The 21,476-nt window shown below is 67.4% G+C and carries 16 protein-coding genes; 3 read left to right on the top strand and 13 right to left on the bottom strand.

Annotated elements, in window-relative coordinates:
* Positions 1 to 9: 9 nt before the first annotated feature.
* The 9 genes from CAP_RS11190 to CAP_RS11150 all read right to left on the bottom strand — a co-directional run bounded on the left by CAP_RS11190 (position 10) and on the right by CAP_RS11150 (position 13,725).
* Positions 10 to 1,272: a hypothetical protein gene (locus CAP_RS11190; RefSeq protein ID WP_044239615.1), complete on the bottom strand. Its 1,263-nt coding sequence runs from the start codon at positions 1,270 to 1,272 to the stop codon at positions 10 to 12.
* 17 nt (positions 1,273 to 1,289) lie between these two features.
* A complete protein-coding gene (locus CAP_RS11185; protein WP_231511319.1) occupies positions 1,290 to 3,041 on the bottom strand; it encodes an OmpA family protein in 1,752 nt (583 codons plus the stop codon).
* Positions 3,042 to 3,236: 195 nt separating this feature from the next.
* Positions 3,237 to 7,016: a serine/threonine-protein kinase gene (locus CAP_RS11180; protein ID WP_197041126.1), complete on the bottom strand. Its 3,780-nt coding sequence runs from the start codon at positions 7,014 to 7,016 to the stop codon at positions 3,237 to 3,239.
* 85 nt (positions 7,017 to 7,101) lie between these two features.
* A complete protein-coding gene (locus CAP_RS11175) occupies positions 7,102 to 8,823 on the bottom strand; it encodes a serine/threonine-protein kinase (RefSeq protein WP_044239611.1) in 1,722 nt (573 codons plus the stop codon).
* Positions 8,824 to 9,045: 222 nt separating this feature from the next.
* Positions 9,046 to 10,098, bottom strand: a complete 1,053-nt coding sequence (locus CAP_RS11170; protein ID WP_052374795.1) for an asparaginase — start codon at positions 10,096 to 10,098, stop codon at positions 9,046 to 9,048.
* Positions 10,099 to 10,125: 27 nt separating this feature from the next.
* Positions 10,126 to 11,286, bottom strand: a complete 1,161-nt coding sequence (locus CAP_RS11165) for a hypothetical protein (protein ID WP_044239608.1) — start codon at positions 11,284 to 11,286, stop codon at positions 10,126 to 10,128.
* A gap of 133 nt (positions 11,287 to 11,419) precedes the next feature.
* On the bottom strand, positions 11,420 to 12,496 hold the full coding sequence (locus CAP_RS54930; protein ID WP_156040687.1) for a hypothetical protein: 1,077 nt from the start codon (positions 12,494 to 12,496) through the stop codon (positions 11,420 to 11,422).
* Between the two features lie 87 nt (positions 12,497 to 12,583).
* A complete protein-coding gene (locus tag CAP_RS11155) occupies positions 12,584 to 12,916 on the bottom strand; it encodes a DUF2325 domain-containing protein (RefSeq protein WP_044239603.1) in 333 nt (110 codons plus the stop codon).
* Positions 12,917 to 13,110: 194 nt separating this feature from the next.
* On the bottom strand, positions 13,111 to 13,725 hold the full coding sequence (locus CAP_RS11150; protein ID WP_044239825.1) for a helix-turn-helix domain-containing protein: 615 nt from the start codon (positions 13,723 to 13,725) through the stop codon (positions 13,111 to 13,113).
* 213 nt (positions 13,726 to 13,938) lie between these two features.
* On the opposite strand from CAP_RS11150, the gene CAP_RS11145 reads away from it, so the two are divergent.
* Entirely contained in the window at positions 13,939 to 15,477 is a 1,539-nt protein-coding gene (locus CAP_RS11145; protein ID WP_044239600.1) for an acyl-CoA synthetase, read from the top strand.
* Here the strand turns inward: CAP_RS11145 and CAP_RS50215 are convergent.
* The 3 genes from CAP_RS50215 to CAP_RS11135 all read right to left on the bottom strand — a co-directional run bounded on the left by CAP_RS50215 (position 15,452) and on the right by CAP_RS11135 (position 19,045).
* Complete coding sequence (locus tag CAP_RS50215; protein ID WP_197041125.1) at positions 15,452 to 16,174, bottom strand: TolB-like translocation protein; 723 nt, start codon at positions 16,172 to 16,174, stop codon at positions 15,452 to 15,454. The genes CAP_RS11145 and CAP_RS50215 overlap by 26 nt on opposite strands.
* Before the next feature lie 344 nt (positions 16,175 to 16,518).
* A complete protein-coding gene (locus CAP_RS11140; RefSeq protein WP_044239598.1) occupies positions 16,519 to 17,607 on the bottom strand; it encodes a hypothetical protein in 1,089 nt (362 codons plus the stop codon).
* Between the two features lie 67 nt (positions 17,608 to 17,674).
* Entirely contained in the window at positions 17,675 to 19,045 is a 1,371-nt protein-coding gene (locus CAP_RS11135; RefSeq protein ID WP_052374790.1) for a serine/threonine protein kinase, read from the bottom strand.
* Between the two features lie 199 nt (positions 19,046 to 19,244).
* On the opposite strand from CAP_RS11135, the gene CAP_RS47850 reads away from it, so the two are divergent.
* Entirely contained in the window at positions 19,245 to 19,541 is a 297-nt protein-coding gene (locus CAP_RS47850; RefSeq protein WP_156040685.1) for a hypothetical protein, read from the top strand.
* Positions 19,538 to 20,656: a collagen-like triple helix repeat-containing protein gene (locus CAP_RS47845; RefSeq protein WP_081864766.1), complete on the top strand. Its 1,119-nt coding sequence runs from the start codon at positions 19,538 to 19,540 to the stop codon at positions 20,654 to 20,656. Before CAP_RS47850 ends, CAP_RS47845 begins: the two co-directional genes overlap by 4 nt.
* Before the next feature lie 24 nt (positions 20,657 to 20,680).
* Here the strand turns inward: CAP_RS47845 and CAP_RS44260 are convergent, their stop codons facing one another.
* Positions 20,681 to 21,379, bottom strand: coding sequence for a hypothetical protein (locus tag CAP_RS44260; protein WP_052374788.1), 699 nt, complete (start codon positions 21,377 to 21,379; stop codon positions 20,681 to 20,683).
* Between the last annotated feature and the right edge of the window lie 97 nt (positions 21,380 to 21,476).

Raw genomic sequence — 21,476 nt, 5'->3', positions numbered from 1 at the left:
GTAAATCGGTTAGCGACGGCGGCCTGTGCGACGCAGCGTGGTCAGGCCTGCGAGCGCGATACCGGCAAGCCATCCACCCCACCCGCGACCCGTGCCAGGGGAGGTCGCGCATGGGCCGAACATCCCGCTGCCGGAGAAGTAACCACCAGGCCCGGGGGCGATGGAGGTCACGAGGCCGCCGATGAAATAGAGCTCGGCATCGCCGTCGATCTCGTCGGCAGTCGCGAGCACACGGATGGCCGTGTCGCCCGACCTGACTTTCGAGGAGATGTCGATTACGTCGAGATCCATGCCAGGCATGCTCTGGGGTCCGCCAGAGAGCTGGGGCAGATCGCCTTCAACGGAGACCGGCTCACCAAGCCAGCTACGGGTACCGTTGAAGAAGTTGTCGGAGGGGCTCAGCGCGTCACCGAGCGCCTCACGCGGGTCGGGGGACGCGCTGGCGGGGTTTACGTACAGCCTGTCGCCGCCGATGTTGTCGTCCCCTTCGTACCCCACGATGCCCAGCTTGGCTTCGAGGCCTCCCTCGGGGGTCGTCAGGCCTTCCAGCGAGAGGGTCTGGTTGTGGGTGCGCGAGACGCGCTCGAGCCCGTCGAAGACGGCCAGGTTGCGGCGCGGCATGCTGGGCCTTTCGTAGAGCACCACCATCCACCAGCCCGCGAAGGTGCGGGTGTCGTCGAGATCGCGGATGTCGAGGATGTCGACGCCTCCGACCCGGTAAGCGCCGGCGCCGTGTTCCTTGACGAGGGCCGTGACATCCGCGACCGACTGGTACACGTGCGCCTCGTCGGGTTTGCCGAGGTTGATCGTGACCTCCCAGCTATCGAGAGCCGTCAGCTCCTCGTGGAAGCCACCCTCTCGATCGAGCGTGGCGGTCGTGTCGGCGCCCGTCCGGATCTGCGCTCCCCAGTAGAGGAGTGCGTGGGTGACGGACGCACCGTCGGGCAACGCGAGCATCGCCGAGGTGCGCGCCTGATCGCTCGTGATCTCCCAGCTCGCCTCGGCGAGGCCGGGCTCGGGGGAGTCAGCACGCCAGAGGGCATCCGGCGCCGAGTCGAGCAGCGCGTCACCGTTGGTGCCGCAGGAACCCACCGTTCCCATGAGGGGACTCGGTACGCTCTTCCGGCAGTCCTGGCCGAAGGTGTTCCCGATCAAGGCGAAGTCGCCCTCCTGATCGGCAATCACCCGCAGGCCCGGCGCCGCGTTAGCGACGCCCGTCGTGGAGCAGAGCCAGCCGATAGCCAGCATCCCAGAAAGCACGAAGCGATTCATCTCGACCCCTCCTCGACCTACGGTTGATTTTGTGGTTTCCTCGTGGTCGTCTGGACGATCTTGAACTGTACACGCCGATTCTTTTGCCTACCTTCGTCCGTCTCGTTGTTGTCGAGCGGTACGTCTCTCCCGTAGCCCTTTGCAGATAGCCGATCCGGATCGACGCCCCGCGTGATGAGGGCTTGTCGCACCGCCTCGGCCCGGCGCTGAGAGAGCGACCTATTGTATGCCTTCGTGCCGCTCTCGTCCGTATGTCCCTGCACCTCGACGTGCAGAATTTCCGGGTGGTCCTTGAGCGCCTGGGTGATCTCGTCGAGGATCTCATCGCTGATCGGCTTGATCCTTGCACTGTCGAAATCGAACTGGATCTGCTGCAGGAGCCGCACTTCCTGGTCGGTCACGCGCAGCGTCTTGGGGCACCCGTATTCATCGAGCTTCTCGCTCGGATAGCCCTTTTCATTCGGGCACATATCGACGGCGTCGGGGATCCCGTCCTGGTCCTTGTCGTCCTTGGGGCACCCGTTGTGTCGCGGGTTCGCGTCCGGTGGGCCTGGGATTTTCGGGCAGGCGTCCTTGCTGTCCGGGATGCCGTCGCCATCCTGGTCGCTGGGGCAACCGTTCTTCGCGGCTTCGGCGCTCTGCACCCCGGGCACCTCGGGGCAGGCATCCTGCGCATCCGCGATGCCGTCGCCATCCTGGTCGCTGGGGCAGCCATTCTTTGCCACCTCGGCGCTCTGCACCCCGGGCAGGTCGGGGCAGGCATCCTGGGCGTCGCCGATGCCGTCGCGGTCACGGTCCTTCACCGCTGGACAGCCGTTCTTCGCCGCCTCATCGCTCTGCACACCCGGGAGATCGGGGCATGCGTCGCGCTCGTCGGAGACGCCATCGCCATCGCCGTCGCGCGGGCGCCGCTGCTCCGAGGTCCAGGCGACCATCCCCACGCCGCGGAAGTCGGGCGTCCCCGCGGCGCCGGTGAGACCTGGTCCGAGACCGATGCCAGCCTCGATGTCCGGCAGGATGCGGTAACGCGCGTCGAGGAGCAGCTCGCTGTTGAACGTCGTCGCGTCGGGCTGGGTCAGACCCAGGGCCATGTGCAGCTCGGGTCCGACCTGGAGCTTGCCTTCTGCGAGGAGGAAGCCGACGCCCCCGCCCCACTGCAGGGTGGTCCCCTGTTCGCCACCTGGCACGGTGCGGGTGGGTCTGAACTGGGGGCTCGCCGCGAGAGACCACACCAGTGCGTCGATGCGACCGCCGACGATCAGCTGAGGAGCAGCGCGGATCGTGCCGTCGCTCAGGTAGGCGTCCCGCGAGCCGGTCGGCAACCAGATGGCCCCGCCGACCGCGATCTGGAAGGGATCGTGGTACTGGCCGAGCAGCGACACGCGCGCGCCGAGCCGCAGATCGCCGAGCGCACCTCCGCTCGGCGACGCGACACCCACGCCGCCAGCCGCGGGATCATCACCCGACTGGAGCACGGCGATGGGCACGTCGACGTCGACGGTGACGCGGCGCCAGAGCGCGAGCGCCGCGCCGACATGAAGCACGAGCTGGTCACCGACCACGGCACCTACCACCTCGTCGTCGGTCTCACGCCGAAGGACGAGGGGGTTGTGGGCGTAGTCCGCCAGGACCATCACGTGAGGCGTCAACTCTCCCGCCGTGTAGGGGGAGGGGACGCCGAACATCCGGTCACCCGCAGGTGCCGGTTCGAAGCGGCTGAGTGCCCAGCCCTGGCCCGCATCTTGTGCGAGCGCCGTCGGGCTGGCCACGAGGGCCGCAAGGAGGATTGAACGTGCACACCAGGAACGAGTTGTTCCCTGCTTACGCGGGAAGATCATCGCACCTGTCAAGCTACCCGGGCCCAGGTTCCGCCGTGAAGGGGGATGCGACCGTCGGGTGAACAATTTCGATGTGCAGCGGTGCGTTCAGGGAAGCACGCGTGCAGGGGACGCGCTGGTGTCCATCTACGGCTCGTCGGAGAGGCTGTCGCGTGACGGCTCCCCTCTCCCTGTCCACGCGCTGGCGAGGCTCAGAGTGTGCGCATGTTCGGGGACGCGGTCCAGGAACGCATGGCGCAAGGAGCGATCGGTGATCCGCGCAGCGCGTGCGAGCAGGCGTGTGCGCGCCACGTCGATCTCCTCGCTGGCGCGCGCGCCCACCCCGGCTGCGTGGAGCGTCTGCGCGTAAACGAGCCGGATCAGCGCCTCCCCTCCGGTAACGCGACCCAGGTCCTGGAGCACGCGCATCGCCTCTGCAGCGGCGGTGAGCGCTTCGCCGGCCCTGCCCTGGCGGTGCAAGGCGCAGGATAGAGCGCTCTGCGCGTGCGCGTAGAGCGGTAGCATCGCGCCAGCGCTGCCGACCGCTGCGCGCGCGGCGAGCTCGCCTTCCGTCAGGGCGCCGGCCGCCGTGAGGATCAGCGCGAGGTGAAGCTGCGCGCGGGACTGGAGTTGCCGGTCGCTCTGCGAGAGCGCCTCGCTCGCCGCAAGCCGTACCTCCACCAGCGCGGCATCGGCGTTGCCGAGGCCAGCGAGTGCTGCGCCCAGATGGAGCCGTGCGTGTGCACGGACGGATCTCAAGCGGAGGTGTTCCGCGGTGCTCAGCGCGCTCCGCAAAGCGCGCTCGGCTTCCTCGTGCGCCCCGAACTGCGTCCACACGGCGCCGAGCTTCACCCTCTCGTCGCATGCACCACGCGCGTCGCCCGAGCGTTCGAGGCAGGTGATGGCATGCTCGGTCCAGCGCAGGTGGGCCGAGGGGTCGTCGCTGGCGAGTGCCCAGACGGCGCGCGCCTGGTGGATGCGCGCGACGACGGCGGGGTCACGGGGTGCCTGCTGGGCCTCGGCGCGGTCGAGGCGGGCGAGCAAGGCGCCCGCGGTGTGGAGGTGACCAGCATGAACGAGCTGCGCAGACAGAAGACTGAAGGCGATGGCCTGCGCGCCGAAGGGATCCGCTCCTCCGGGCGCGAGGAACACTTCGGAGAGCGCCAGGAGCCGCTTCACGGCGCCCACCTTTCCGCTCGCCGTGGCCAGCTCACCTGCGGCGACACACCAGAGGGCGCTCCCGCGCGGCAGAGCGTCCATGGCTCCCGCGCTCCGCTGCGCCGCTTCCACGAAGTCTCCCAGCCACCCGAGTGCCTCGGCCTGGAGGAGCATCAACGCGCCGCGCACCTGCCCTTCGGCGCCACAGCGGACGGCGCTCTCCGCGTGCTGGATGGCCGCTGCAAAGTCGTTGGACGTGAGGGCCCGTTCGGCTGCGTTGCGGTACCATACCGTCGCCTGCTGGGGCACTTGCCCGTGGTCGAAGTGCTCGGCGAGGACGCGTGGATCTTCCTCCCCTGCTTCCTCCAGCCACTCCCCGGCAAGGCGATGTCCGAGGCAGCGATCTTCGTCGGTGAGGGTGGCATACACGGCAGCGCGGAGGAGAGGATTCCGGAAGGTGTAAGCGCTGTGCTCCGGGAAGGCACTCTCGACGCAGGAGGAGAGGATCTCCACGCTGGTCAGGTGCTGGAGCTGCTCTTCGACAGGGCTGGCTTCGCAACCACGCGCCCCACCCAGGTGGATCGGTTCGGGCCGTTGCAAGCCACAGATGCCGAGCAGCGCAGCGACACCGTCCTCCCAGAAGCGCTCGCCGAAGACGCTCGCCGCGCGCAGGACCCGCCGCGCCTCCGCGTCGACGGCGTCCAGTTGCAGTTCGACCATGGCGAGCACGGCATCGGGCAGCGACGTGCTCCGACCCGATGCCACGGCGCGGATGAACTCCTCCAGGTAAAAAGGATTCCCCGCGGCCTGGGTGACGCTCTCTCCCACGATCGCCTCGGGCACCGCGTCACCCAGCACCTGGCGCGCGAGGCGTTCACTCGCCCGCCGCGGGAGATCGCTGAGGCGCATGACGTGCAGGTCGCGGTCGGCCCAGAGACGCGGGAAGATCTCACGCACTTCGGGTCGCCCGAGAGCCAGGACGAAGAACGGCCTGTCGTGGAGGTGGCGCAGCACAGCGTCGATGCTGCTCACGGTGGGGGCATCGCACCACTGGAGGTCGTCGAGGACCAGCAGGACCGGGCGCACGGCACACGCGGACCGCAGGTAGCCCTCGAAGACGCTCTGGACCTGCTCTCCAGCATCGGCAGTCCCGGGCTGCAAAGTCTGGATCCCGACGCGGGCGTGGAGAGGGAGCGCAGAGGCGAGGACCTCGCAGGGTGCGCCTGCCCCCGCCGGATCGCCTGAGGTCATGAGCACCTCGATCGCAGCGCCCCGACGTGCGAGCTCTCGCACGAGTTCGGCATACAGCCGCGATTTACCGATCCCCGCAGGGCCGAGGACGAGCGCCGCTCGCGCCATGGGCTCCGAAGCGCACTCTTCGAAGAGCCCGAGCAGTCTATCGATCTCCCGTTCACGTCCGACGCATCGGACATCGCGCCCGAGGAGCGCACGCGCAGGGCGAGGTGTTTCCAGCTCTTCGCGGAGGACGGGCCCAGAAGGACTCCCGGTGACTTCGAAGCGGTGATCGAGGAGCCCTGCGAGACGTTCATCGAGGTGGACCTGGACGTCCATCTCACCCGGGGTCACCGGAGAAGGTGCCCTGGACCGCGCCAGTGAGGAAGGGTGCAACGCCTCGGAGAGAAGCTGCCTCGCACGCGTGACCAGGGCGCTTCCTTCCAGCCGTTCACCGGGGATGGCACGCCCCAGCGTCAGAGCCACCGGGCGTTCCGGAAAGCACCTCTTCAGTGCGAGCGCGCAACGTGCAGCCAGCACGTTGTGGTTCACGCGCCCTCCCCGTCCCACGAGCGTGGCCACCAGCGAGCCGTCGCTCAGCGCCTGCACCTCGGCCCCGAGGGATGTGGCGATCTTCACAGCCTCTGCCTCGCTCGCGTCGGGGGTCTGGCCGGAGCGCTCGTACACGCTGGCCTCACCCACGAGGACAGCGCAGGTCAGGCGCTTCTCGGATATCGAAAGGGCACTGGAGGCGAGCACCTCTGGGACGGGCTTGCGGATCGGTTCTGCGCGGAGCGCTGCGATGGCCAGCGCCACGGCGGCACCGTTCTCGGGACGATCCCGCCGGTCCTTGGAGAGCATGCGGGCGATCAAAGCGTCGAGTTCGGGGGTCACCTCGGGGTCGATCGCGCGCACGCGCGGGACTTCTTCGATGAGCAGCTTGGCGAGGACCGCCATGAGGGTCGAGGCGAAGAAGGGAGGTCTGCCCGTCAGGCATTCGTACATCACCGCGCCGAGGGCGTAGACGTCGGCCCGCGCGTCGACGTCACCTTCGCCGCGCGCCTGCTCGGGCGCCATGTAGGCGGGGGTGCCGAGGAGCGTGCCCGTGCGCGTTGCCGAGGCCGATACGCCGAGACGGACCATGCCGAAGTCGAGCACTTTGACCCGCTCCGGCGCCCCTCCCACGAGGAACAGGTTTGCCGGTTTGACGTCGCGGTGAATCAGGCCCGCGGCATGTGCAGCGCCGAGGGCCCGGGCGACGTGCTCGGCGAGCCCGAGGGTGTCGCCCACGCCGAGTGGGCCGCGCTCGAGCCGCGCATCCAGGTCGAACCCGTCGAGCCACTCCATCACGAGGTAGGCGCTGCCTGCCTCGGTGAGGCCATGCGCGACATAGCGCACCACGGAGGGATGCTGCAGGTGGGCAAGGGCGCGCACTTCGCGGTGGAACCGTGCAGCCACCTGCGTGGACGGGTGCGCCACCTTGATGGCCACGAGGTCCCCCGTCGCGCGGTCGCGTGCACGGTAGAGAGCGCCCATGGCACCGGACCTCGCCAAGCGCTCGACCACGAAGCGCCCGGCGATGACGTCCTCCGGTCCCATCACCACAGGTCGCGGTCCGGGTTCAGAAGCCGGGTGTCGAGAAGGGCGGCGCGCTCGAGGGTGTGGCAGTGGCGCGCGACGTGGTGGTCGATGTCGCGGAGGGCACCGGCTTCGGCTTGGGCGCGGGCGTACTCTCCGTCGAGGTCGACGTCGCGGAGGGCGACGCGCCTCCCTGAGGGACGGGAGAAGGAGCAGATGTGGTGGTCGACTTGGACGACGGCGACGTGGTGCTGAGCGCAGCCGGCTTCGGCGCCGGGTTCGGCTGGGCCGCCGCAACAGTGGCAGCGGGTGCCTGGGTCGGCGCCGCTTCTGCGGTGGCCGTGGCGGCTCCGGAGGGCGCATCCAGATCGATGTCCTGCGCGTTGGCGCCCTGTGCAGGAGCGGCCGCAGCAGAGGGCGAGGGCGCTGAAGGAGGCACGGGTGCGGCGGCAATCTCGGGAGAAGGCGCAGGAGTGACCGAGGGCAGGTCCTCGGCTCTTGGTTCCATGAACCCTTTCAGCTTTCCCTGCATCACGGTGAAGGCGAGCCCTGCACCGCCGGCCAGGGCGACCAGCACCAGCGCCAGCGTGGCCACGAGGGGGACGCCCTTGCGCTTCGGTTGCACCGACGCAGCCACGGCTCCGGTCAGGCTTCCACGGCTCGGCGGGTGGGTCGACCGCATGGCCATGGCCTCTCCCGGAATGAGCGACGGAGACGACGCGCGCCCCGGTCCCGAAGGAGGTGGCGGCGTGGGCATCGCCATGCCTGGAGACGACAGCCGCGGTCGGGTCACGCTCGGGCTGGAGGTCGTGTCCGCAAAGGCCTGGATGGAGCTCTTCACGTCATGCGTGGTCGCCTCGAGGTCCATGTCGCCCGGGGGCGCCGCAGCGCCAACGCGAGAGATGTCCCGCAACGCCAGCAGGTCTGCGAGGAAGCGATCGGCGCTGTCGTAGCGCTCCTTCGGCTTGCGCTTGAGCGCCTTGCCCACCACCTCCTCGAGGCCCTTGGCGACCTGATCACCGCGTCCTGTCTGGAGCGGCGTAGGATCCTTGGTGAGCTTGGTCTTCGCGAGCTCGACGTCGTACAGATCGCCGAAGACGTGGTGACCCGCCAGCGCGCGGAACAGCAGCGCGCCCACCGCGTAGAGATCGCTCGCAGGCGTCACGTCGCGTGAGTTCAGGATCTGCTCCGGCGCCATGTACTCGATGGTCCCCACGGCCATGTCGGCGCGGGTGATGCCGGTCATCTCCTCGTCCTCGGAGCTGCCCTTCACGATGCGGCTCACCCCGAAGTCGACGATGACCGCGCGCGGGCTGCCGTCGTAGCGCCGCTGAATGATGATGTTGCCTGGCTTGAGGTCGCGGTGAATGACCTTGGCCTGGTGAAGATCACGCAGGGCCGTCACGATGTCGACGCCGAGCTCCAGCGCCTCGTCGACGGTGAGCGTCTTCTGCTGGAGGATCTTCGAGAGGGGCTCGCCCTCGATGTACTCCATCACCAGCACGAGGCCGACCGCGTCGTCCGCGACGAAGTCCACGACGCGCGCGACGTGATCGCTGCGAATGCGCCCGAGGAAGTAGGCTTCGCGGCGGAACCGCGCGACGACCTCGTGGTTCACCGCAGCCGCCGGCAGCAGCGTCTTCAGAGCCACCCGGGTGCCGACGGACATGTGCTCGCCGGACCAGACCTCGCCCATGCCGCCAGCACCGACGCGGTTCTCGATACGGTAGCGCCCGGCGATGACCGTGCCTGGGGTGAGCTCCATGGTCGCGCATGATACAGGAGCCAACCCGGTGACCGAACTCCATCGGTGGGTCCCGACGAAACGAGAGGCGCCACCCGCTGAGCGGATGTGCGGGGCTCGACGAGCCCGCTGATGTTGACCCCGCTCCGTTCACAGGCTGGTGGGCAGATTACAGCCCTGTCCGCCTTCGAGGCCTGATCCCCCAGAGGAATGTGCCTCCAGGTCCGGCGGACCATCTGGCGGTCAGGGGTCGCTCATCTCCCCTGCCCAGGCACAGGCGAACGCCTCGCGCGCCGCACGCACCGCCTCCCCGCGCCCTGCGCGACCCAGCGTGATCATCAGCTTGGTGAGCGCGGCCTCTGCCGTCATGTCGCCAGCCCCGATGGCGCCCCCCCGGGCGGCTGCCGCTCCTCCTGCGTACCGACCGAGGTCCACCGAGCCTCGCGGAGACTGGCTCACGATGACCACGGGAACATCGCTCGCGCGCGCTGCTTCGAGGACCGGGAGGAGCGAGTTCTCCTGGATGGGCAGGTTGCCCGTACCGAACGCCTCCACCACGAGCCCTTTGACGCCGGTCCCCAGAGCGCCAAGGACGAGCCCAGGATCGAGCCCTGGGAAAGTGCGGAACGCCATCACCCGCGGCTCTATCCGATCGTCGAATGGCTGTGGCGGTCGCGGAGGCAGGGTGTGGGGGGCGAGGTTCACCCCCACCCCGAGCTCCGCGAGCGGCGCACAGCAGGGCGATCCGAACGCGCTCATCCCCCACGCATCGAGCTTGGTGGCGCGGCACCCCCGCAGGAGCTTCGACCCGAAGGCGATCCCCACTTCGGGAATGTTCGAGGTCGCCAGCAGGCAAGCATCGACCAGGTTCGTGCGCGCATCCGTACGCACATCGGTCAGGGGTCGCTGAGAGCCCGTGAGCACCACCGGCCGGTTCAGCCCCGGAAGCAAGAAGGAGAGGGCACTCGCGGTGTACGCCATCGTGTCGGTCCCATGCACGATGACCACGCCATCGTAGACAGGCAGCCCCTCGTGCACGGCGCGGCCGATCTCGACCCAGTGCCGTGGCTGCATGTCGGCGGAGTCCAGGTTGAACAGAATCCGTGCCTCGATCTCAGCGATCTTGCGGAGGACCGGCAGCTCCGCGAGCAGGTCCTGGGTGTACACGTCAGGCTCCAGCGGCCTCACCTCGGGCAGCGCGGAAGCCGGCTCCGCGAGAGATGCGTGCGACGGAGGAGAGCCGGAGCTGCCACGCATCATGAGCGTGCCGCCGGTGTGCAGGAGAAGCAGCCTCACGGACGGAACATAGTACGCCTGCGGCGCCTACGGGTGAGTCTGCTCCACGCTGCCCGTCACAGGCCGGCTGCGCACCACCCTGGGCGGCCCTCCGGACGACGGATCGACGCGAGAGATGGTGAGCCCCCGCCCTCCTTCCGCACTGCTGCGCGCATCGAGGAGACCCCTGGCAAATCCCTCCACCGTCATCTTCCGGGACGACGCGCCTTGCGAGGCGCTCATCCACACCGCATGGGCAACCGTCGCGCATGACGCACCCGCAGCAGGATCGCACGCGAGCACCACGCAGCCCGTCCCCAGCTTGAGACACACGCGATGCAACGCGTCATCCCTCACCACGTCTCCACTGGGAAGTCGTAGTCGGAGGGCATGGCCTTGCGTCGCCACGACCTCTGCATACGCGAGGATTCCGATCGGAGCGTGCTTCGCTCGCTCGGTCAGCCTCCCGAGCAGGTCTGCGAGGCTGAGAGCGGAGCCTGTCGGCAGCGCGAGCCGCGCGAGCTGACTCGATTCCCCTGCCGACAGCGCGCGTCCGAAGACGCGCTGGAGCGCTGCGGGTGTGGTCGGCAGGACAGGCACGAGCACAGGACTGTCGGCAGGCCATGCACGCGAGAGCCCTCCCACCTCGCCTCTGACGGCCACGGGCCTCGCGACCGCCACGGGCCTCGCGCCCGCCTGGTCTTCCTCCTCCCCGTCGCTCTCATCGGGCCCGGGTCCCAGCACCTGGAAGCTCACATCGACGCCATTTTGCACGAACTCACCCAGGACATCATCTTCATGGGAAGCTGCCGACACGGGCTCACGCGCCAGCCGCGCACCACCCGCTTCGCTCTCCGCCGCCCCGATGCCGCGCGGAACACCACCCGGCGACCTCTCACCGAGGACCCCTGACCGGCCTGCACCGATCCATCCATCCTCCGTGGCCGCAGCGCCACGTCCCGCTCCACGCAGCGCGTCGTCAGCGAACCCCGGAGCGCCACGTCCCGCTCCACGCAGCACGTCGTCGCCGAGCCCCGAGAGGCCATGACCGGCTCCCCGCGCCACATCATCTGCGACGGAAGCGCCACCGAGCGCAGCTCCCCTGGCGCCGATACGCGCACAGTCATCAGCGCCATGCGCCAGCGCCATGCCGAGGCCGGCGAGCGCCGTCGCAAAGATCCCGCCCTTCTTGCCGCTGCTCTCGCTCATTGGCCCCTCACCTCGTTCCGAAGCGCCCCACCGGAAGCACGAGGCTACACGTGAAGCTCGGCTGCCGGGATCGTTCCCTTCCGGAGCGCATCCGCGACGACGAACCTCATGGCATGCCGCCGGAAGCGCCCCGTCAGGGTCCGCAGGGATCGTCCACGGCCACTGGCGGTGCGATCGATCCGAGTTTCACCGGCGCCATCGTGAACCCCAGCCCCACCGAGATCGCATCACAGACCTCATCCGGGTCCTGCACCCCCGTCGCAAGAAGGTCCGCCGTCTCGCGGAGCTGCTGCAGGAACGTCGCCACCGCGGCCTCGTCGCACAGGGCGCCGTCGATGCCGCCGAGAAACCGACGGAACGCCTCCTCCATCTCCTCCAGAAGGAGCATCCCCCCGAGCCGCCCGTTCACTGCACCATCCCGGGTCGGCGTCAGCTCGAAGAGCAGGCGTACCTGACGCAGCGGAAGCACCAGCGGATGTCCTCCGAGCATCAAGCGCAGCGTCAGCGGCCCCTGAGCCACGGCGCCTCCTGACCACTCCTGGTTGACGACGAGACTCTGCGGATAGGAGATCGTGGGCAACTCGAGCGCGCCGGGCGTCTGCAACGACACCGGGTCCACCGGCCAGCAATCTCCGCCCTGAAACAGGGGCGCCGCAGGGGTCTGCGCGCCCGTGTAGACCCTCGCCGGGATCATGTTCTGGGTGGGCGCATTCCCGAGGCCCTCCAGGTAGACCACCAGCGTCGATCCTCCTTCCAGGATCGCCTCGTTCACATCGGCCGACGCATCTTCGACGACGGTGCTCAGAAGCGGGAGGACGTTCCTCCCGAAGGAGTTGTCGATCCCGTTGTCCCCATCATCGTGGACCTCGGCACTCGCCGCGCCCCCTTGAGGCTGACAGGCGTTCTGTGAAGGTCCTGTCCCGACGAGACCATCGAGGTTGAACCCGAACTGACGCCACGCCTCCGGCGTCTCGTCGCCGAGAGAGAGGGTGTTGGCCGCCAGTACCAACCCGCTCGTCGGCGCTCCCGTGCAGGTGAGCGACCCTCCACTGCCCGAGTTCCCGCCTCCCTGCGTGCCGCTCGACGCCCCTGCAGCCCCACCTTGCCCCGCGGAGGTGCTACCGCCCTCGCCTCCCCCGCACCCCAGAGCGACCAGCAAGGCGAGGAGGGAAGTCGTCCCGAGGGGCCAGACCAGAACCGACGTGCGCAAGCAGCCTCCGGCGAGCAAAGAGCCCGGCAGCGCCCGGGCGAATCCCCCGAGCATATCCACCTGGGCCCCTGCCCGACCAGCAGGACCTCAGCTCGCCAGTGCCGCCGCGAGATCCCGCTGCCCACGCGCGGCGAGCGCATCGAGCAGGTTCTGGAACTGCGCGGCCCCGCAGCGACGGACGATCAGCGCCGCCCGACCCAACCGCTGACAGATGCGCCTCGCGAGCTGCACGCCGCCGTGACTGTTCACGTCGGTCAGCACGATGACCAGATCCGCGCGTTCCACCATCGAGCGGAGCTCATCGGCCCCACGCCCCTTGGTATCGCCCTTGTGAAAATCCAAACGATGTCCGGCCTGCGCCGCCATCCGCTTGAGCTGCGCTTCGTTGCGGTCGAGTCCACCGATCCAAGCGATTCGCATACTCCCTCACCTTCCAGCCGAGAAACCGGCCAGAGACCTCGATCCGAGGTGTCACAGCAGATCTAATATCCACTATAACGGATGGGCGCAAGCCGCTCCCGTCGAAATGTCGGACAACCGTCCACGATAACGGACCCTCGCCTCCTTCCACGCCACCCCCCTGGGAGGGTCGAAGGCCTGGATTGCCGCTGAGATCAGCTCCGCGGCGGCGCGTACGTCATCACCAGGTACATCACCGCCTCTCCAGCACCAGCGTTCCGGTAGCTGTGCGGTACATCGGCCTCGAAGAGGATGGCATCGCCCGGATCGAGCCGCTGCCGCTCCGACCCCACGCTGATCTCCACCGACCCCTCGTGAACCACCAGGTTCTCCGTGGTGCCGGGAGCATGCGCGTCCGCGCGCTCGATCGCCTCGGGCGCGAGGCGCAGCTCGTAGAACTCCACATTGCGGGGTCGGTCTCTCGGAAAGAGCGCGCGCGACGAGAACCCGCCATCGTGCGACCGCAGCACCCGCCCCCGCGATGCTGGCAGCACGAGCGTCCCTGGCGCGACCGCCTCGCTGATCAACCCCGAGAAGGGCACCCCCAGCGCCAGCGAAATCTTCCACAGCACGTTGATGGTCGGCGTGCTCTGCCCCAGCTCGATCTGTCCGAGCATCGCCCGGCTCACCCCCGAAGCCCGCGACAGCCGCTCCAGCGACAGCCCCCGCTCTTGCCGGAATCGCCTCAGGTTCGTGGCCACGGTGGGCGTGAGATCCAGCCCAGGCTCACTCGGAAGCGCCGCCTCGGGCGGCAGGGACACCTCCTCCATCGTCACCTTCCCGGCAGGACCCTTCGCAGCTCCCTGGGTCGTGGCTGCGGCGGTCGACGACCCAACGCCGCTCTTTCGGTCCTTGTCCTTCGCCATCCCCTCCGGAATCCGTCTTGGCGGATGCCATGTCAAGCCTGCAGCACCCCCCAGCCGCTCATCTCGCTCCCTGAAGCCCTTGTCCTCCAAGGAATCGTAAGCCCGTATCCTTCGCCCATGCTGTTCGGAGACTGGCTCGGCCGCCGCGCCCAGCTCTCGCCAGGGCGCCTGGCGCTCATCGACACCCTCCGTGGTGAGACCGCGATCACCTACCGCGACTGGAACCTCCAGACGAACCGCACCGCCCACCTCCTCCAGCGCGAGGGCATCCGCCGCGGCGATCGCGTCGCCGTGCTCGCCAAGAACTGCGTCGAGCAACTCGACCTCTGGTTCGCCTGCGGCAAGCTCGGCGCCATCCTCCAGCCCCTCAACTGGCGCCTCACCCCCCACGAGCTCGCATCTCTCCTCGGCCGCTCGCGTCCAGCCCTCCTCGTCTACGGCCCCGACTTCCTCAGCACCCTCGATGCCCTGCGCGACCGCCCCGAGACCGCCTCCATCCGCCGCTGGCTCCCTCTCTCCGAAGCCCACCGCGCCACCCCCGCCGACCTCCCCTTCGCGGCGCGTGACACCTGCCCCGACCACGCCCTCTCCCCCGTGGACCTCGGCCCCGACGACCCCTGGGTCCTCTGCACCACCGGCGGCTCCACCGGCCTCCCCAAGGCCGCCGTGCTCACCCACGGCAACATCACCTGGAACGCCATCAACACCACCGCGAGCTGGAGCCTCACCCCCGACGACCTCGCCATCCTCAACGCTCCGCTCTTCCACACCGGCGGTCTCAACGTCTTCACCGCCCCCCTCGTGCATATCGGCGGCGCTTCCATCGTCTGCCGCGAGTTCAACGCCGACCAGGTCTACGACCTCATCGAGCAGCACCCCGTCTCGCTGTTCTTCGGCGTGCCCACCATGTTCCTCGCTCTCGCGGAGCATGCACGCTGGTCCACCGCGCACCTCGATCGGCTCAAGCTGGTCATCAGCGGGGGTGCGCCCTGTCCGCTTCCTCTGTTCGAGCGGTTCTGGCAGTGCGGTATTGCGTCGTTCAAGACCGGGTATGGGCTGACCGAGGCGGGGCCAAACACCTTCTGGCTACCCGACGAGGAGGTGCAGAAGAAGCCAGGCGCGGTTGGCTATCCGCTGATGCACGTCGACATCCGGATCGCTGGCGCTGACGGACGGGAGTGTGGTGCAGGCGAGGTGGGGGAGTTGCTGGTGCGCGGACCGCACGTCTGCGCGGGGTACTGGGAGGACGCGGAGGCGACCGCGGGAGCGATCCGGGAGGGATGGCTGCATACGGGGGACCTGGCGGAGCGCGACGCGGAGGGGTGCGTGCGGATCGTGGGGCGCGCCAAGGAGGTGATCATCTCCGGAGGAGAGAACATCTACCCCGCGGAGGTGGAGAACGTGCTGGCGACGCACCCGAAGGTGGTCGAGGTGGCGCTGATTGGGGTGCCGGATGAGCGCTGGGGGGAGGTGGGACGCGCAGTGGTGGTGGCGCGGGGCGAGCTGGACGTGGAGGAGTTGCTGGCTTTCGCGCGGGAGCGGCTGGCGAAGTACAAGGTGCCGCGGTCGGTGGTGCTAGTGGAGGCTCTACCGAGGACGAGCGCGGGGAAGGTTGACAAGCGCGGGCTCGTCACTCGCAGCCACAGTCTGCTTTAACGCGCATGATCTCCCCACCGCCCTGCCTGTTATTGGTCCAGTAAACCCAGCCGGAACTCACAGCGATCGAAGACGGGGTTTGCTGGCCTCTGGCTATCGTGAGTCGGCCTGTTCCAGCGACATTCATGCGGTGGATCTCGTTAGCTTCCGCCCAGAATACGCGGCTGCTGTCAATTGCGATCGCCGCAAGTCCTGTCGTTGTGCTGATAGACAATGGGCTCCCATGACATTTTACATTCCCGTCTGTTGTGTCGATCCAGCAAATGTCATTGCCATCAACAGCGATCCTTGAGGGAGTCGTGCCTGTAGTAGGGTAAACCGTAGTCGGCATGCCACCAGCAAGAGGATAGAGCCGTACTTCATTATCAACGGCCAGATAAACACCATTACTTCTGACCACTACATCACGCAAACTATTACCCTCCGTGAAGAAGTCTTCAATGACTATCTCCTCGAAGGGCGTCTCATTCAGTAGCAGTCTGGAGAACCGCCTATTCGCGGCGTCGATCCAGTAAAGGTTTTGCGTGTCGCTAGCAATCCGAGTCGCATCGCAGCCAGGAGGCGCCAAGAGCGCCTCCATGGCGTTGCCGTCATTATTGGACCGCCTCAACGCCGTGGTCGTGCCAACCTTGCTTGTTCCGCACACTCTGTCGTCACACTGTACTATCTGAACAAGATTAGGCTCCCCTTCGATCATGGGTTCTGGCGAGGCGCTGCCGAGTTGCAGGCGCCGCACGCCACGAGCAGCACCCTCGCCAGCTATCCAGTATGCATTCACTCCATCGAGAATGAGGCTTTCCGGAGCTGTCTGTCCTTCAGCGACGGGCTCAGGCTCACACGGCACGGCGCAGCCTGCTCCTGCACCACCGCCACCGTGTGCTCCAGAGCCACCCGTGCCACCGCCGCTGCTGGTGCTCCCAGACCCACCAGCACCCGCCCCGTGTTCCCCCTTCTTCGTCCCCTCAAGGTCGAGAATGTACGTGCACCCTGCGGCAGTGAAAAACGCCAACAGAACGGAAAGTCCAACTCTTGCCGCTCGCATCACCAGACTCCTTGAACCCCGAAAACAACCTTCTCTGGTGCCGCTTCGAGTACGCCCGGACTGATCCTCATGCTTTGTCGCGGACGGCTCTTCGATGCCGATTCACTCGGAGCAGCGTCTCCGGAGGAGTCCGTGAGAAACAGGAAGGTTGCTACCCCGAGGCTCGCGACACCGACCCCGAAGCCTACCGTGCTGATCCAGCCGAAAGTCTTCGCCTGCGTCAGATCTGAGCTGTAAGTGCCAACGCACCTGTCCTCGGCGAACTTGCAGCCGTTCCCCTCATCGTAGCCATCCTCAAGCGCCGTCTTTTTGGCCATGGTGAGGCCACCCATGATCCCGCCGGCGGCCAGTCCAGCCACGCCAACACCGCCCAGAATGAAGCTTGCGATGCGCCGACCGCTTCCATCTGTACCGGGAGAGACAGGCCCGGCATTCCCGGGACCTGTTCCTGGGCCCCCAGCCGCTCCTGCAGGACCACCTTCGGGGCCCACGACCCTCGGATCGGGCGGCGCGACCTCGAGAACCAGCGTGACCTTCTTGCCACGCTCGATCGAGATGGTCTTCGTCGTGACTTTCCCCCTGGGAGCCCGCGTCTCGATGGAGTGTTCACCTGGATCTACAGGAAGGGCGACGCCTAGCGTAGGCGCCGCCATGATGACGCCGTTGCGCTTCACCACCGTCCCCGCGGGCGCCCCCGGAGGGAGATTCAGCGTGAGCTCCGGCACCTGTGGGGAGAGCTCATTCTTCTGCTTCTCCGCCACCTTCTCCCGTTCCTGCTGCTTGAGACGCTGGCCAGCAGGCATGGATGCGACCTGGTTGATATAGTTGCTGTAATGGGCAACTGCGGTTGCGATGCGACCCCACTTCGCCTCGCATTCTGCCAGGGTGAACAGCGTCCCTATGCGAGGATCGAGCCGATAGCTCTCACGCAGTGCCGGACAGCCTTTTTCGTAGAGGCCGGCCTCCATGTGCTCGAGCCCCTCCGTGAAGAGCGCCTTCGCGGCAGCGACATCCTCAGCCGCGGCCGAGGATGCAATCGACAGCACCCCGACGACACACGCTGCAGCCAGAAAACGAGAAGCCACCATGAGTAGACGCAGGCTACCGCCCCTGCGCCTCGCTGGAAACCACCAAGCTCGGTCCCGGCAGGTCCGTTCAGTCTTGACCGTAGAGCGAGGAACCGGACGGCTTGCTGGTCGCTGAGGGGTTCGACGGCACCGCGGTCTGAACCGGCCGTGGTCCCACCTTCGATCCCTTGATCTTGGCGCTGGCCGACGACGACGGGTCCGGGGCATCCAGGTCGATCGTATCCCCGGTGGCCTCTGGCTCTGCGGACGCGCTGGGTGCTGGCACCGCCGCACTGGCAGGTAGCTCTGGCGGCACCCTGAGCGTCTCTGCGGGCTCGGTAGCAGCGCCCTGACCTGCCTGATCCGGCGGCGATGCTGGCAGCGGCCCCCTCGAGGTCAGGGTGTAGCCGATTGCTCCCAGGATCCCGAGGAGTCCGAGCGACAGGGTGACCACGGCGATCTTGGGCCCTCGGCGCGGGCTGAACGGAGCATCGAGCACCGCCGCGGAATTTGTGAGCGCTGGCGGAGGCTGGCTCGGCAACACCGCAACGGCAACGGCTCCCATACCGAGCGCCGGCACCCCACACACGTGCGCGAGCGCCAGCGTGGCCGCCGTTGCCTTGGGGAATCGCTCTGCAGGGTTTGGCGAGCACGTCTTCGTGAACCACGCATCGAACCCCGCAGGCAGCGCGACACCAAGGCGCTGCGCGCGCACACTCGCCGCTTCCTTCGGTCCCATCACGGCGATGTTCACGAAGGCAAACATGTTCGAGTCCCTGCGCAGTTCAGGGGCCCAGTACGGCTCACCCGTGAGGAAGGTGAACGCCATCATTCCCAGCGCGTATGTGTCCGATGCTGGCCCGATCCGCGCCTCACCCATGAACTGCTCAGGTGACATGTAGAACGGGGTTCCCAGGTTGCGGGTCATCGCTGCCTGCGCCGCACCGTCGGCGACCACCTTCGCCACGCCGAAGTCGAGCACCTTGATCCGCGGAGAACCGTCATCCCGCTGCGTCAAGAAGAGGTTCGCTGGCTTGAGATCCCGGTGCACGATCCCGGCGTGGTGCGTGCGATCCAGGGCAAGCGCGGTCTGATGGAGGTACGTCACGGTCTCTGCCGGCGTGAACCGCCGGGAGCGCGCGAGCCGCTGGCCGAGTTCCTCCCCGCGCAGGAGTTCCATGACGAGGAACGGCAGCCCTGTCCGCTCATCCACGCCCGCGTCGAAGACATCGACGATGAACTCGCTCTCGATCTGCGCCGCAACCCGAGTCTCGAGCTTGAACCGCTCCCGCAGCTCGGCGCTCTGCACGATGTGGTGCAGCATCGCCTTGATTGCGCAACGCCGCCCGGTCTCGAGGTGCGTCGCCTCGTACACCGCACCCATCGCGCCCGAGGCGATGCACCGGACGATCTGGTAGCGTCCGGCGAAGACAGTTCCATCGGCAAGGGCGAACGACATCAGCGGCTCCGGCCGGGAGCATACCCCAAAATCCGTCCTGCCAAGGTCGCGGAGCTGCTTTCAGGCCTGCCATGAGTCACCCATCACGCGCACCCCGACGAGAAGCGCACCAGCACGGCCGGTGCACGACAGTTTCAGGTTGAGGCGCCCCCGAGCGCTCTGTAGCCTGAAGGCTCACTTGTTGACTTTGGAGGGTGCCTTGAGCCAGCGGCTGCGACGTGCTGCACGCGCCTTCGCGTTCCTCGCCACGGGGGGATGCATCGGCTGGATGGGGTGCAGCGGCGATACCACCTCGAAGAGCAGCACCAGGGCCGAGCCTCCCCAGAGCTTCGGCCCTCCGGGGACCGACGTGGTCTCTGCGGGTGGTGTCGCCACCAGCACAAGTTACCGCCTGGTCTTCACGGTCGGTCAGTCGACCCAGAACCAGGACCGGATGTCATCCACCAGCTTCCGCCTGCATGGCGGGGTGATCGGAGCGAACGAGGGACGGCAATGAGAAGAGCAAACCTGCCTCGTGTTGCAGCACTGGTGCTGATGGGAAGTGCCCTGGCTGTCGCCTGGGTCGCGTCTGCCGCACCTCGGGTGCCGAATGCCATCGGCCATCAAGGCCGGCTGTACAACGCGGAGGGCAACCCGATCGGCGCTGAGAAGCCCGAGACGTTGCCCATGACGTTCGAACTCTTCAGGCTGCCGGAAAAGCCGACGGACGTTCCTGGCGCAGAGGAGCAACCCGTCTGGTCCGAGAAGCAGTCGGTGATCTTTGACGATGGCCATTACGCGGTAGCCCTGGGCTCCGGGGCTGACTCCCATTTCCCCGACGAGCTATTCCGCGACAGCGCAGAAACTGGTCTTTATCTACAGATCACGATTGGAGACGAGGTGCTCTCGCCAAGAGCGAAGCTCAACAGCGTCCCTTACGCGCTCGTCTGCAATGATGTGAGGGGTGACATCAACCCGACGACAGTGACCGTCGGCGGCACCCCGGTCATCAATCAGAATGGTGAATGGATAGGCAGCAAGGCTGGGCTGCAAGGAGACCCAGGCCCACCTGGACCCCCTGGCGAATTGGGTCCCGCTGGCCCCCAGGGTGCTTCGGGATCTCCAGGCGCTCAGGGGGCGCAGGGCCCACGAGGTGAGACGGGCCCGCAAGGCGCAACCGGATCACCAGGGGCTACCGGTCCACGAGGCCCCTCAGGGATCGTAGGATCTGAGACTATCCTCGGGGCAGGAGCCAACCCGTCCACGGCGCTTGCGTTCCTCACCAATACAGTCCCTGTTTCAATAACGAACAGCAATCAGGAGATCATCGCCTTTGCGAGCAAAGCTTTCGGCAGTTTTGCTTCAGGAGGCGGCACTGGTCTGATCCTGAGCATCTGCTACCAACCGAATGGAGGACAGATCACGACCGCTCCTCAAAGTACTATCGGTGGAATTCGTGTAGCGAGTGGGACGAAATCTGTGCAAGCGCTGAATGTGAAGATTTCAGGCTTGTCGGTCGGAGATTATGTCATCGGACTGTGTGGGTATGCCACGAGTTCAGCCGCCGCAACATCCTGGAATGATAACGGTGCAGGAATGACCACTGCGATGGTCGTCCTACCGGGCCCGTGAACTCTTCATACGCTGAGCTGCGCATCAAGCCCTGCCACTTCCCTCCTTCCAGTACGCCCCCTCCGCCGCAATGCGGAGCATGATCTCCCGCAGGGTCACCCCCTTCCCCCGCCACCACTCGAACGCCCGCAGCCCGCGCAGCCTCAGTGCCGTGGCCAGCTCCGGGAAGTCCCCTCCCCTTCCTCCCGCCTCTGCTTCTTCCACCCCCACCTCAATCTCCTCCAGCTCCCCCACGTCCTCCACCGGCAGCCCGGCCTCATCTCCCTGTGGCGCGCGCCCCACCACCTCTCCGTCCAGCCACCGGTCGAGCCCCTCGATCCCCTCCTCCTTCTTCATCTCCTCCTCGGCGAACCACCGGTTCACCACCCGCACCCGCGCGAGCCTCGCCCGCCCCACCAGGATGGGCCCGAAGAAGCGCGCTGCCGCGATGGCGCGCTCCAGCGACCGCACCTCCAGCATCATCACGCCGTCCTCCGGGAACCGCATCGTCCCCAGCACCACCGGCTGCACCTCGACGGGCAGGTCTCCAACGCGCTTCGACAGGGGCACCGCTGCCGCCTCGTCGGCGTAGACCCACACCCACGCCTCGCGCTTCCGCACCTCGCGCATGCACCGGAGCTGCGCCAGCACCTGCACCACCCAGGGACGGCTCTCGATGACGAAGAACATCCGCACCGGCTGGTAAGGCTCACCGGTTGCCGTCGTGATCAGAACACGGCCCATGCAGCACCGCGGGTGCACGGTGAAGCCCAGCGCACCACCGCGTAGTGACGCGCAGCCTAGCACGCCCTCCTTAACCGGCCTCGCACCGGCCTCGCAC

Origin of the sequence: Chondromyces apiculatus DSM 436 (assembly GCF_000601485.1) — a bacterium.
Taxonomy (GTDB): domain Bacteria; phylum Myxococcota_A; class Polyangia; order Polyangiales; family Polyangiaceae; genus Chondromyces; species Chondromyces apiculatus.
The sequence above is the reverse complement of the archived record's forward strand: the minus strand, read 5'-3'. Positions and strand labels throughout refer to the sequence as shown.

Excerpts from the sequence above, each read along its gene's own strand:
- CAP_RS11190 (WP_044239615.1), bottom strand. The coding sequence starts at position 1,272 with ATGAATCGCTTCGTGCTTTCTGGGATGCTGGCTATCGGCTGGCTCTGC.
- CAP_RS11180 (WP_197041126.1), bottom strand. The coding sequence starts at position 7,016 with ATGGGCGCTCTCTACCGTGCACGCGACCGCGCGACGGGGGACCTCGTG.
- CAP_RS11175 (WP_044239611.1), bottom strand. The coding sequence starts at position 8,823 with ATGGAGCTCACCCCAGGCACGGTCATCGCCGGGCGCTACCGTATCGAG.
- CAP_RS11165 (WP_044239608.1), bottom strand. The coding sequence starts at position 11,286 with ATGAGCGAGAGCAGCGGCAAGAAGGGCGGGATCTTTGCGACGGCGCTC.
- CAP_RS11155 (WP_044239603.1), bottom strand. The coding sequence starts at position 12,916 with ATGCGAATCGCTTGGATCGGTGGACTCGACCGCAACGAAGCGCAGCTC.
- CAP_RS11150 (WP_044239825.1), bottom strand. The coding sequence starts at position 13,725 with ATGGAGGAGGTGTCCCTGCCGCCCGAGGCGGCGCTTCCGAGTGAGCCT.
- CAP_RS11145 (WP_044239600.1), top strand. The coding sequence starts at position 13,939 with ATGCTGTTCGGAGACTGGCTCGGCCGCCGCGCCCAGCTCTCGCCAGGG.
- CAP_RS50215 (WP_197041125.1), bottom strand. The coding sequence starts at position 16,174 with ATGATCGAAGGGGAGCCTAATCTTGTTCAGATAGTACAGTGTGACGAC.
- CAP_RS11140 (WP_044239598.1), bottom strand. The coding sequence starts at position 17,607 with ATGGTGGCTTCTCGTTTTCTGGCTGCAGCGTGTGTCGTCGGGGTGCTG.
- CAP_RS11135 (WP_052374790.1), bottom strand. The coding sequence starts at position 19,045 with ATGTCGTTCGCCCTTGCCGATGGAACTGTCTTCGCCGGACGCTACCAG.
- CAP_RS47845 (WP_081864766.1), top strand. The coding sequence starts at position 19,538 with ATGAGAAGAGCAAACCTGCCTCGTGTTGCAGCACTGGTGCTGATGGGA.
- CAP_RS44260 (WP_052374788.1), bottom strand. The coding sequence starts at position 21,379 with ATGGGCCGTGTTCTGATCACGACGGCAACCGGTGAGCCTTACCAGCCG.